Below are 11,361 nucleotides of genomic sequence, written 5' to 3'. Positions count from 1 at the left end.
GGGTCAGGCCACGCTGGTCCGTACGCCGGGGACCTGTTGGCGCCCCTGCTTGGCCGTGTACATCGCGGCGTCCGCCCGCTGGATCAACTGCTCACCGTTCTCGGCGCGGTCGTTGCAGACCATGCCGATGCTCGCTCCGATCACGACCGGTTCACCGTCGACCGCGAACGGCTCGCGGAAGGCCGTCTCGATGCGCAGGCACAGCTCCGTCGCGTCGTAGCGCTCCATGTCGACACAGATGACGACGAACTCGTCGCCGCCGAATCGGCTCACCGTGTCGCCCGGGCGCAGGCAACGGCCCAGCCGCTCGGCCACCTGGATCAGTAGTTGATCGCCGCCGGTGTGGCCGTACCGGTCGTTCACGGCCTTGAACCCGTCCAGATCACAGAAGAGCACGACCACCGGGCGACCGACCGCGAGCGCGGCGTCCAACCGGTTGGCGAACTCGTGACGGTTCGGCAGGTTGGTGACGGGGTCGAAGCTCGCCTGGTACCGGAGGACCCGCATCCGCTCCGACCACACGCCCCAGATCCGGAGCATGACCAGCGGGGTCACCGCGGCCGTACTGACGGCCAGCAGGGCCGTGTCGACGTCCCGGCCGGACAGCTCACTGGCAGCGCCCACGGCGGGCATGGCGCACAGCGCGAGCCCGAGGAAGACCAGCCGCCCCTTGCTCAGGTCGTCCTTCGGCGCCGGACCGGGCTGGAGCAGGCGTACCACCGACCGGGCGAGCCCGCACAACCCCACCGCCGTGTAGCCGGCCAGGTAGATCATGTCGGTGTACGCGGGTCGCGAACCGGATCCCGGTACGACCACCAGCGCGACGGTGATCACCCCGGCCAGCGAGAAGCCCATCGCCGCGACCAGGAACCACAGCGCAGAAATGAACTCCCTGGCCGTGAGCAGCAGCCGGGTCAGGCAACCGAAGATGCCGGTCAGCATGAAGACCGTCACGCACGTCGCGATCTGCGACACCTGCGCGGCGGCGACCTCCCGCAGCTGCGGCAGGAGCAGGAAACTCCAGATCACACCGCCGACCGCCATCGCCACGATGGTGCTGTCGATCAACCCGCCGACGTCGTCACGACCGCGCCGCGCGACGATCGTGATCGCACCGGAGAACATGAAGACCTGGGCCAGCGCCGCGAAGATTCCCGCGATCGTGCCGTCGCCGCTCGGCAGCCCCATCGCGAAGACGTACCAGTACCAGGCCACGTTGCCGGCGTTGAAGCTGACCAGCGCGGCGAGTAGGAACCAGATGGGCTTGCGGCTGTCGGCGGGTGTCCGGTTCAGCCCGACCACGACGGCGGGGACCGTCGCGAACGACAGGACGAGGTAGTCGACCATCCGCTGTGCGTCGGACAGGTACGGATAGACCGCGATGCCGGTCAGGCAGAGCGTCAGGTAGGCGAGGCTCAGGCCGAGACCGCCCGGCACCGAGTGCAGGCCGCGATACCGGCCCATCGGGCGCGCTTCCCAGTCGACTCCGTCGAACACGCTCACGGCCAACACGGTAAGGCGGTGATCGACAGCCGCCAACCACCGGTTTCGCTACATCGACGCGAGCCCACCCCTCGCCACATGAACCGTCCACCTCCACCGTCCCGGCCAGCGGGATTGACGGATGGCGGCCCCGCATCCGGCGGGATACGGTGCGCGGGACGGACGGTGCGAGCGGATCGCCGTCGATGCGCCGGCCGCTCCCGGCCCGTACGGTGAGGACGAGGTGACGGGTTCCACCGATGACAGCCGCCCCGGGTGGGACGCGCTGCCCGACCGGGACGACGCCCTGAACCCCGCGGGCCTGTGTCCGCGCTGTGACCGGTCGACGACCGACTACGTCTGCCTGCACTGCGCCGCCGAGCACGACTTCCGGGGTGCCTCGCTGGTCCGCCGGTTCGTCGACGTTGCCGACCGGTACTCCGAGGAACCGGCGCCGTCCCCCGCTCCCGAGCCGTACGACGAGCCGACGCCGGTCGTGCACCCGCCCGCTTCGGCGCTGACCTGGCCGCGGGCGACGGAGGCCGGGCCGACCCCGGCCCAGGCAGGCGGTGCGCGGCGAGGGGCACCGGCTGTCCGTACCTGTCACCCGCTCGATCCCACCGGACGGGGACCACGGGGCATGCTCGCGGCCGTGGCGATCGCCGTCGGGGCGATCCTGCTCGCCACGGTGGTCGGGATCGTGGGCGCCGTGGTGACCGGCCCGGGCCAAGGGGCAAGCCCGGGCGTGAAGGCGACTCCGAGCCGTTAGGCCCGGCCCGGGGTCGACCCACGGGAAATCGACCTGCGACGGTGCGCCCGGCCGGGGCAGAATCGCGGCGCATGAGAGACAGACCGGCCGGGACGCCGGCGGGCCGTACGGCGAATCCGCCCGCAAGCTGCTGTCCGCCCACGCCGGGCACGTCGAAGGGTTGCTCGCCGAGTTCGACCGGCGCGTCGAGCGGGTACGCGCCACCGAGGCGGACTGGGTGCTCACGCACGGCGAACTCCATCCCGGCAACGTCATGCGGACACCCGACGGACTGCGGCTCATCGACTGGGACACCGTGCGGATCGCCCCGGCCGAACGGGATCTGTGGATGCTCACCGGCGCCCTCGCCCGGATGGTGGGCGAGGACCCGGTCGGCGACGACGAGGAGATCCTCGCGCGCTACCCGCGGGCAACCGGCCGGAACCTCACGCCGGCTGTTCTCGACCTCTACCCACTGTGGTGGAAGCTCGCCGACATCGCCGTCTACGTCGGCGAGTTGCGCCGACCGCACGGCACCGGCGAGGACATCACCGCGTCCCTGACGTACCTGACCGGGCATCTCGAATCGAGGCCGGACTGACCCGCGGTCCGGCGACGGCCGCGCGCCCGCGTGCCAGGCTCGGGTGGGCAGGTAGCGCTGATGCCCACGGCGGGCAAGCCGCCGAGCCGTCGGTGGCAGGATGGGGCGCCATGCAGCGCTTTCGATCCTCAGACGGCACGGAACTGGCCTACCGGCGCGTCGGTTCCGGTCCACCGCTGGTCTGCGTCCCCGGCGGGCCGGGCCAGGTGGTCGAATACCTGGCCGAGCTGGGGGGCTTGAGCGCGACCAGGACGTTGATCCTGCTCGACAACCGGGGGACGGGCGCGTCGGAGGTTCCGGCCGATCCGGCGAGCTACCGCGTCGACCGGCTGGTGGACGACGTCGAGGCGCTGCGCCGCCACCTGGCACTCGACCTGATGGACCTGCTCGGGCACTCCGCCAGCGGCGGCATCTGCCTGCTCTACGCGGACCGGCACCCGCAGCGGCTGGACCACCTCGTCCTGGTGGCGCCGTCACTGCGGGTGGTGGACATCCAGTCGGACCTCGCCGTGGCCGACGTCCTCGCGAAGCGGGCGCACGAACCCTGGTACGCCGAGGCGGTGGCCGCGCTGCACGCCGACGCCAGCACCGAAGAGGAGCAGCAGCGCTACCGCTGGCTCGCCGCCCCCTTGCTGTACGGCCGGTGGGACGCGGCGGCCCGGGCGCAGGCGTCCGCCGAGCCGGCCCAGTTCTCTGCGCCCGCCACCGACGGCTTCTACGCCGGCTTCACCCCGGACCCGGCGCTGCCCGCCCGGCTGGCCACCCTGCCGGCGCCGACCCTGCTGGTGGCCGGCGAGTACGACATCTGGCCGACGGTCACGGCAGTGCGGGAGCTGGCCCGCCTGTTCGCCCGCGCCGAGGTGCTGGTGCAGCCGAGGGCGGGGCACTTTCCCTGGGTCGACGACCCGACCGCCTTCGCCTCGTCGGTGGAGGGTTTCCTGTCGGCCGACCGATGAGCGGGTGAACCGCCGGCCGGTCCGCGTGCCACGGACCGGCCGGCGCGCCGCAGGGGATCAGCTCACCGGCGCGATTTCCCGGCTGATCTGCATCGTCATGTCGATGACCTGCCACAGCACCTCCGGCGCCGGCGCGCCGTCCTCGGTGGACACCGTCTTCGTGACTCCGTTGCGGTAGGTCACGGTGACGGTGTAGTGGAACCGGTCGGCGCCCGGACCCGCCGGGTACGCCGGCGAGAGGCGGCGGAATTCGCGGGTGCTGGCCGTGGCCAGCAGATCAGCGGTGTAGATGTGCACCGTGCCGGCGGAAACCGGGTACTGCTCGTTGACCCCGGCGAATCCGCCGGTGCGGGCGACGGTCACCTGGTAGGCGTCGTTCCAGGCGGCCCGGGCCGGCGCGGCGGCCGCGAGCGTGCCGGCTCCGGCCCCGGTGAGCAGCGCGAACGCCGTGATGATCCGGCCGATGGCGCGCAGCATGGCAGACATGGCTGAACCCCTTTCCTCGTGGGAATGGTGGAACGCGGCGGATCCGGGAATCAGCGGTCGCGATGCCCGGACCGGGCCGCCGGTTGTTGTCGGCCGGCTCGTTCGCCCGTTCCTTGTCGCGACATTTCTAGCACCGGCGCGACAACCGATCCATGGGCCGTAAGTCCCAAGCGGACAGTGCGACCGGTGCAATTTGTTGCGATTGTGTCAGCCCATTTAAAGAATTCATTTCCCGGCTTTTTCCGCCGGTTAGGCTGCCCGCCCGGTCACCGCCCCGACGGGTGGGCCGAGAGCCAGTCCGGGTGCCGCTCCCGCAGCTCGTCCCGGCCCTCCCGGGTGGGCAGCAGCACGTCCGCCCCGCCGTCGTACGGCGCGTAGAGCCAGCTCAGGTCCGGCGGCGCGATGATCACGTGGTCGACCTCGTCGTCGGCGACCCGGCGCAGCAGGTCGTCGAGGCGTCCCGGCCGCCAGTCGACCCGGCTGGCGTACGCGTGGCCGAAGCAGAGTTCGGGCTCCAGATCCGGCCAGGAGAAGACCGACCAGCACTCCGCCTCGGGCAGCAGCTCGGCCAGGACCGGCTGCCGGCGGCCGGGTGTCGGGGTGCCCAGCACCTCTACGGTGATCACCACCAGGTCGGTGGCGCCCAGCTCGGCCAGCACCGTGTCGTGCCGGTGCAGGATGGTCGCGTACTCCTCGTCGGTGTCGGCGTACCGCTTCGAGCCGGGCAGCGAGTGGAAGCGGACCGAGCGGTCCGGCTCCACCGGCAGGGAACGGAAGATCGGCGGGAGCTGGGGCCAGCGCGCCTCCCAGGCGGCCCGCAGCTCCCCGCCGCCGCCCTGCGGCCAGCAGCGGACCTCGCCCTTCGGCACGTCCTGCCGCCCGGACGCCGCCACCTCGCGCAGCGTCCGCACGTACGGGTCGTCGGTCGGCTCGTCCGGGTCGGCGTCGAAGACCGCCACCAGGTCCTCGCCGTCGTCACCCCACGACCAGCCGTACACCTCGCGCCAGACCGCCAGGTTGGGGTGCGGCACGTCGGTGCACGCCTCGGCCGGCGCCAGCAGGGCGATCGCCGTGCCGAGCTGCTCCTGGGTCACCCGGACCGAGCCCGTGCCGCCGTGCCAGCCGACGACGGTGGCCAGCACGGCGGCGGGCAGCACGTTCCCGGCGCCGTTGACCCGCAGGAAGCAGATGTCCTCCGGGGAGCGCGGATACGCCAGGTCCACCGACGGGAAGCCGATGCCGTGCAGCACCGGCCGTCGCCAGCGCAGCTCACCTTCGAACCGGTCCCGCGCCGCGCCGATCTCCGCCAGCGTCGCCCATCGCTGCGTCACGGCCGGATCATGGCAGACCCGGCCGTGACCACGCGCCCGCCGTGCTGCGTCACATCCGTTCGACGGTCCGGATGCCGAGCAGGTGCAGCCCCTGCCGCAGTGTCCGGGCGGTGAGGTCGGCGAGCACCAGCCGGCTCTCCCGCAGCTCGCCGGAGGCGCGCAGCACCGGGCAGCGCTCGTAGAAGGCGCTGAACGTGCTGGCCAGCCGGTGCAGGTAGCCGGCCAGGTGGTGGAACTCCAGACTCCGCTCCACCTCGGCGACCACCCCGGCGAAGCCGAGCAGCTCGAACGCCAGCGCCCGCTCCGCCGGTTCGGTGAGCAGGACCGCCGCGTCCGGCCGCGCGTCCGTCCCGGCCCGCCGGAAGACCGACCGGATCCGCGAGTACGCGTACTGGAGGTAGGGCGCGGTGTTGCCGTCCAGGGAGAGCATCCGCTCCCAGTCCAGCACGTAGTCCCGGGCCCGGTCGGTGGCCAGGTCGGCGTACTTGATCGCGCCGACGCCGACGGCCCGGCCGATCTCGGCGGCGGCCTCGGCGTCCAGCTCGGGGTTCTTGGCCCGGGCCAGCTCGGTGGCCCGGACGACCGCCTCCTCCAGCAGCCCGACCAGCTTCACCGAGCCGCCGGCCCGGCTGCGCAGCATCCGCCCGTCGGAGCCGAGGATCGAGCCGAAGCCGAGGTGCACGGCCCGGGTCGGCGGGCGCAGCCACCCGGCGGCCTCGGCGACGGCGAAGAGCATCGCGAAGTGCTGCCGTTGCGGCAGGCCGACGACGTAGAGCAGCCGGGTCGCGCCGAGGTCGTCGGTCCGGTGCCGCAGCGCCGCCAGGTCGGTGGCCGGGTAGCCGTAACCGCCGTCGCCCTTGCGCACGATCAGCGGCAACGGCTCGCCGTCCCGGCCGGTGAACCCGGGCGGGAAGACGCAGTCCGCGCCGTCGCTGGGGCGCAGCAGCCCGAGCCGGTCCAGCTCGTCGACGACCCCGCCCAGCCGGTCGTTGTACGCGCTCTCGCCCCGGAAGTCGTCCCGGGTCAGCGTCACGTCGAGCAGCTCGTACACGGTCAGGAAGTACCGCTCGGACTGCTCCACCAGCAGCCGCCACAGCCGCAGCGTCCGCTCGTCGCCGCCCTGCAACGCGACCACCCGCTGCCGCGACCGCTCCCGGAACGCCTCGTCGGCGTCGAACTTCACCCGGGCCGCCTTGTAGAACGAGTCGAGGTCGCCCATCGACAGCTCCTGCGTCGCCTCGGCCTCGCCCAGGTCGACCAGGTGCTCGATCAGCATCCCGAACGGGGTGCCCCAGTCCCCCAGGTGGTTGACCCGCACCACCCGGTGCCCGAGCCAGTCGAGCAGCCGGACCGCGGCGTCGCCGATGACCGTGGAGCGCAGGTGCCCCACGTGCATCTCCTTGGCCACGTTCGGCGCCGAGTAGTCGACCACCACGGTCTCCGGCGCGGGCGCCACCGGCACGCCGAGCCGGTCGTCGCCGGCCAGCCCGGAGACCAGCGCGGCCAGCGTCCGGTCGGCCACCGTCAGGTTGAGGAAGCCCGGCCCGGAGACCTCGGCGGTCGCGCAGACGTCGTCCAGCTCCGCCTGGTCCAGCACCGCGGCGGCGATGTCGCGCGGTGGGCGTCCGAGCCGCCGGGCCAGCGCCAGCGCGGCGTCGGACTGGAAGTCCGCGCGCGGGGAGCGCCGCACCAGGGGGTCGACCGGGCCGCCGGCCACGGTCGCGAACGCCGGCGCCAGCCGGTCGGTGAGCAGCCTTTCAAGATCCATGGGTACGCCGATCTCGCTCGGATCCGCGCGGTCACGCGGATCTGGACACGGGAGAATGTGGGCGGACCGAGGACGAACGGCGATGACCGGCGGCTCGATCCGCCGGTCGCAGGGAAAAGGTCAGCGCGGGCGGGCGACGGATCGCCGGCGTCGCTCCGCACCGACCTGGACGTCACAGGACGGTCCGGTGGTGTGGGCAGGCGCGCTGGTCATGCCGGAGAGCCTAGCGGGCCGGCCGGCGACGCGTACACCGCGTTCCCCGGCCGGCCCGGTGGCCGTACCGTCGCCGTCAGGCAGTGGCGGCGGCCTTGCGGGCGCGCTCGGCCCGGCGCCGCACCTGCTGGTACGCCCCGGTCAGCCCCATCGCCCGGCGGACCTCGACCACGGTCCGGCGGACCTGCTCACGGGTCCGCTCGGTGCCGTCGACGATCAGCTGGTCGACCAGGCCGGCATCAGCCTCGATCCGGGCGCGACGCTCCCGGATCGGGTCGAGGAACCGGTTCAGCGCCGCCGCCAGGGCCTCCTTGACCTCGACGTCGCCGACCCGACCGGCCCGGTAGCGGTCCTTGAGCTCCCCCACCGCCGCGCGGTCCGGGTTGAACACGTCGTGGTACGCGAAGACCGGGTTGCCCTCGACGGTGCCCGGCACGTCGGCGCGGACCCGGTTCGGGTCGGTGTACATGGCCATCACCTTGCGGCGCACGGTCGCCGCGTCGTCGGCGATCGCGATGGCGTTTCCCCTGCTCTTGCTCATCTTTCCCTGACCGTCGGTGCCGACCAGGGTGGGCGTGTCGGAGGCGATCATCTCCGGTACCGGGAAGACCTCGCCGTACAGGTGGTTGAAGCGGCGGGCGATCTCGCGGGTCACCTCGACGTGCGCCGCGTTGTCCTTGCCGACCGGCACCACCTGCGCCTTCATGCAGAGGATGTCGGCGGCCTGGAGGACGGGATAACCCAGCAGCCCGTACGGGATTTCCGCCCGGCCGGCGTCCCGGGCCATCTCCCGCACCGACGGCACCCGTTCCAGGCGCGGCACGGTCACCAGGTTCTGGAACAGCGTGTTCAGGTCCCCGACCTCGGGGATGGCGGACTGGAGGTAGAACGTGGCCCGGGTCGGGTCGACCCCGCACGCCAGGACGTCGGTGACCATCTCCCGGGCGTTACGGGACACCTGGGCGATGTCCTCGCGGCGGTGGCGGGTGGTCAGCATGTGCAGGTCGGCGATGATGAAGTAGCTCTCGTACCGCCGGTGCAGCGCCACCCGGTTGGCGATGCTGCCGACGTAGTGACCGAGGTGCAGCCGCCCGGTGGGGCGGTCCCCGGTGAGCATCCGTGCAACGGACATGGTGATGGGCCTTTCGTGCCGAGGATTGACGGGACGCGCACGCGCGCGATCGACCCGGGGCGTGGTCGCCTGAGGGTCGGTGGGGTCGGCTCGTCAGAGCACGAACCGCCATCGCGCGCCGGCGCGGAACCGCAACCCACCGGCACGAAGCACGTCGAGGATCCGCTCCCGGCCGTCGCCGGGGCCGCTCGGAAAGGACGGCAGGAGGTCACGCGGGAGGCCGTCGACGGCCTCCGGCGCGAGGATGACCGGCCGGACCATGCGTCCACGGTAACCGCACCGACGCGGATCGTGGGGCCCGGCCGATCGGGTCAGCCCCTGCGGTAGCTCTCCTCGTAGTAGCTGCCCACCCGGCGGCGGTAGTCCGGCTCGCCGAACGCGTCCGGGTCGAAGGCCGGCGACTCCTTGACCTGCTCCCGGGTGCGGTCGACGTGCACCACCCGCTCCAGGTGGTCGACCCGGGCGATCGTGCCCACCGGCAGCAGCACCTTGCGGCCGAAGATCCACGGCCCGGTGTCCACCACCAGGTAGCGGGCGTCGGCGTCGTCGCTGGCCTCGTCGATCGCGCCGATCCGGCCGTCGGTGGCCTCCACCCGGTAGCCCACCAGATCCACCGGGGTCCCCGGGCCGGGAGCGTCGGGCCCGTCGTGCTCGCTCCGCCGCCGGGGCTCCTCGCCCGGGTCCGCCCGGTCGTACCCGCCGGCGAGCGCCGCCGGATCGCGCCAGGTCCACGGGTTGAACGGCTGCATCTGCGGACACCTCCGATTCGTCGTCGTCCACCTCCGAAGTGCCCCGCCCGCGCGCGCGGGAAACGGTACGGCAATTCTTCGTCACGCGAATGCGCGCGGTGCGAAGTACGTCATATTCGGTGAACGTCTATTTCCTCCGACGTCGGACCCCAGGTCAGCGGCGCTGTGATCGTTTCCACGCACACCCGCCGGGGTGGGGCAGTGTCCACTTGACACATTCGTCTCGCGGGTGCCGCCGACGATTCTGGTCCTGCATCCGGCAGCACCGAGAAAGGGGACGCAGATGTTTCGCACCATTCGGCGTATCGGAATCGTGACGGCCCTGGCGGTGGGTCTCGTCGGCGCCGGAGGGGCGTCGGCGCAGGCGGCGGTCAACCCGTACACCGCGCAGTCGCTCTGCGGTCTCGGCTACAGCCAGATCGACCAGGACCCCATCCGCAACCAGACGACCGGGACCCGGCTCGGCACCGTGCACCTGCTCTACCACCCGGTGACCGGGTACGGCTGCACGGTGACGGTGAAGGCGGCGTACGTCGGCATGCTGACCCGTACCCAGGTCTACCTCGCCGCCCAGTACCTGCCCACCCAGACCGACGACGGAAACCGGCTGTACGCGGCCGGTCCCACCCGGGCGTACGTCCGCGGTGGTTGCATCATCTGGGGCGCGCTGCTGGCCGACCCGGACGGCACCGTGCACTACCACGACCGGGCGAACCCGGCGATCGGCGGCATCGGCACCTGCTTCTGACCGCTCCCGGTCCCCGGGGTCCAGTGCTCGTCGCGGGCTCCGGGGCTGAGCGGCCGCTCCTTCGCACCGGTGGGCGGCCTACTGACCTGCCGGTACCGGTCGGCCGGGCGTCGTCCGCTGGCATACTGGCCAGCCATGGTGCTCTCCCGTGGCTGGTCCGTCTTCCTCGTCGCGGTCGGGGTGTGGAGCTGGGTGATCTGGCCCCGGTTCGCGGTCGCCATCTGGAACGACCCGCGCGCCTGGTCGACCGGCACGGTCGGCGACGGCACACCGACCAGCTTCCTCTGGGTGCACGCCCTGCTGATCGCCACGTCGCTGGCGATCGGCACCACCGTCGGCGTGCTCGGCGTACGCGGCTGGCTCGCCGCCCGCCGGCGGTCCGCCTGACCCGCCCGGACGCCGCGCTGGAACATGCCGCGCTGGAGCCGCCGTCGCGCCGGTCCCTCGATCACCCGCGGTGTCAAGCCTTCAGCGGCGCCCCGGAATCTTCCGTCCACCCCGTGTGTTGCTACCCCTGTCGGCGGGACCTCGACCTCCGGCGGGCCGGCGCGAAACGCCTGACCTGCGGGGATAGTTGAGGGAAGATGATGTGACGGGGGACGCTACCCCCGGATTTGACGATCAAACCCGCAGACGCGTAACTTTCTCTCTGCCAGCGCGGAACGGACGAAACAGGGCGAAAGACCTGGAGGCCGGAGCGCGGGAATGAGCTCCCGGCAACGAGGGTCGTACTCCTCGGAACCTGGGACCGGGCGGTGCCCCGAAGACGCTGCGAGGCGGATTTGGCGAGGCGGAACCGACCGGGTAAGGTTGTCGACCGGCAGGGCACCGGGCGAGCGTGCGGGAGACCGCAGCGGCCGGCCTGCCAAATCCGATGATCAAGCGCTGCGGGTGACCGCTGCGCGTGGTCGTGGGCGCCAACCCGTACGAAGCGTGATAGACCGGGACACACCGGTTGACACGGGGAAGACGGTGAGGTAGCGTAGTAAAAGTGCCCGGCGCGGAAAGCGCTGGTCGCGACAGAGTGAATATGCCCCGGGTCGGGGGTCCTCTTCGGGGGGTTTCCGGGCGGTGTGTGGTTGTTCTTTGAGAACTCAACAGGGTGCTTGAAAAGCCAGTGCCAATTATGATTTATACCCCGGACTGG

Annotated in this window: 12 protein-coding genes; 5 read left to right on the top strand and 7 right to left on the bottom strand. The window is 72.0% G+C overall.

Annotated features, from left to right (window positions below; all coding sequences use genetic code 11):
* Positions 1–3 precede the first annotated feature (3 nt).
* Positions 4–1,503, bottom strand: coding sequence for a diguanylate cyclase domain-containing protein (locus tag ACTMS9_RS25925; protein ID WP_441166227.1), 1,500 nt, complete (start codon positions 1,501–1,503; stop codon positions 4–6).
* A gap of 223 nt (positions 1,504–1,726) precedes the next feature.
* Between ACTMS9_RS25925 and ACTMS9_RS25920 the strand changes: the two genes are divergently transcribed.
* From ACTMS9_RS25920 to ACTMS9_RS25910, 3 genes are all read left to right on the top strand, one after another.
* Positions 1,727–2,251 carry a hypothetical protein gene (locus ACTMS9_RS25920; RefSeq protein WP_441143953.1) on the top strand — a complete coding sequence of 175 codons (525 nt, stop codon included), beginning with the start codon at positions 1,727–1,729 and terminating at the stop codon, positions 2,249–2,251.
* A 61-nt stretch (positions 2,252–2,312) separates the two neighbouring features.
* A complete protein-coding gene (locus ACTMS9_RS25915) occupies positions 2,313–2,831 on the top strand; it encodes a phosphotransferase family protein (RefSeq protein WP_441166278.1) in 519 nt (172 codons plus the stop codon).
* Positions 2,832–2,941: 110 nt separating this feature from the next.
* Positions 2,942–3,787: an alpha/beta fold hydrolase gene (locus tag ACTMS9_RS25910; protein WP_441166226.1), complete on the top strand. Its 846-nt coding sequence runs from the start codon at positions 2,942–2,944 to the stop codon at positions 3,785–3,787.
* A gap of 57 nt (positions 3,788–3,844) precedes the next feature.
* On the opposite strand, the gene ACTMS9_RS25905 is transcribed toward ACTMS9_RS25910, so the two are convergent.
* The 6 genes from ACTMS9_RS25905 to ACTMS9_RS25880 form a co-directional block, all read right to left on the bottom strand.
* Complete coding sequence (locus ACTMS9_RS25905; RefSeq protein WP_441143955.1) at positions 3,845–4,273, bottom strand: protealysin inhibitor emfourin; 429 nt, start codon at positions 4,271–4,273, stop codon at positions 3,845–3,847.
* Positions 4,274–4,539: 266 nt separating this feature from the next.
* Complete coding sequence (locus ACTMS9_RS25900) at positions 4,540–5,604, bottom strand: DUF3885 domain-containing protein (protein ID WP_441166225.1); 1,065 nt, start codon at positions 5,602–5,604, stop codon at positions 4,540–4,542.
* A gap of 49 nt (positions 5,605–5,653) precedes the next feature.
* Entirely contained in the window at positions 5,654–7,372 is a 1,719-nt protein-coding gene (gene argS / locus ACTMS9_RS25895) for an arginine--tRNA ligase (RefSeq protein WP_441166224.1), read from the bottom strand.
* Between the two features lie 289 nt (positions 7,373–7,661).
* A complete protein-coding gene (gene trpS, locus ACTMS9_RS25890; protein ID WP_441143959.1) occupies positions 7,662–8,717 on the bottom strand; it encodes a tryptophan--tRNA ligase in 1,056 nt (351 codons plus the stop codon).
* Between the two features lie 93 nt (positions 8,718–8,810).
* Positions 8,811–8,978 (bottom strand): hypothetical protein, encoded by a 168-nt coding sequence (locus ACTMS9_RS25885; protein WP_170285391.1) that lies wholly within the window; start codon positions 8,976–8,978, stop codon positions 8,811–8,813.
* A 50-nt stretch (positions 8,979–9,028) separates the two neighbouring features.
* Complete coding sequence (locus ACTMS9_RS25880) at positions 9,029–9,466, bottom strand: PRC-barrel domain-containing protein (protein ID WP_441143963.1); 438 nt, start codon at positions 9,464–9,466, stop codon at positions 9,029–9,031.
* Positions 9,467–9,749: 283 nt separating this feature from the next.
* Between ACTMS9_RS25880 and ACTMS9_RS25875 the strand changes: the two genes are divergently transcribed.
* Positions 9,750–10,214: a hypothetical protein gene (locus tag ACTMS9_RS25875; protein ID WP_441166223.1), complete on the top strand. Its 465-nt coding sequence runs from the start codon at positions 9,750–9,752 to the stop codon at positions 10,212–10,214.
* 135 nt (positions 10,215–10,349) lie between these two features.
* The gene (locus ACTMS9_RS25870; protein WP_441166222.1) at positions 10,350–10,601 is read left to right on the top strand and encodes an SCO4848 family membrane protein; all 252 of its coding nucleotides are present in this window, start codon (positions 10,350–10,352) and stop codon (positions 10,599–10,601) included.
* The last annotated feature ends 760 nt before the right edge of the window (positions 10,602–11,361 follow it).

This window comes from Micromonospora sp. L31 (genome assembly GCF_052068075.1).
GTDB lineage: Bacteria > Actinomycetota > Actinomycetes > Mycobacteriales > Micromonosporaceae > Micromonospora > Micromonospora purpureochromogenes.
The sequence above is the reverse complement of the archived record's forward strand: the minus strand, read 5'-3'. Positions and strand labels throughout refer to the sequence as shown.

Excerpts from the sequence above, each read along its gene's own strand:
- ACTMS9_RS25905 (WP_441143955.1), bottom strand. The coding sequence starts at position 4,273 with ATGTCTGCCATGCTGCGCGCCATCGGCCGGATCATCACGGCGTTCGCG.
- argS (WP_441166224.1), bottom strand. The coding sequence starts at position 7,372 with ATGGATCTTGAAAGGCTGCTCACCGACCGGCTGGCGCCGGCGTTCGCG.
- ACTMS9_RS25885 (WP_170285391.1), bottom strand. The coding sequence starts at position 8,978 with ATGGTCCGGCCGGTCATCCTCGCGCCGGAGGCCGTCGACGGCCTCCCG.
- ACTMS9_RS25880 (WP_441143963.1), bottom strand. The coding sequence starts at position 9,466 with ATGCAGCCGTTCAACCCGTGGACCTGGCGCGATCCGGCGGCGCTCGCC.
- ACTMS9_RS25910 (WP_441166226.1), top strand. The coding sequence starts at position 2,942 with ATGCAGCGCTTTCGATCCTCAGACGGCACGGAACTGGCCTACCGGCGC.
- ACTMS9_RS25870 (WP_441166222.1), top strand. The coding sequence starts at position 10,350 with ATGGTGCTCTCCCGTGGCTGGTCCGTCTTCCTCGTCGCGGTCGGGGTG.
- trpS (WP_441143959.1), bottom strand. The coding sequence starts at position 8,717 with ATGTCCGTTGCACGGATGCTCACCGGGGACCGCCCCACCGGGCGGCTG.
- ACTMS9_RS25875 (WP_441166223.1), top strand. The coding sequence starts at position 9,750 with ATGTTTCGCACCATTCGGCGTATCGGAATCGTGACGGCCCTGGCGGTG.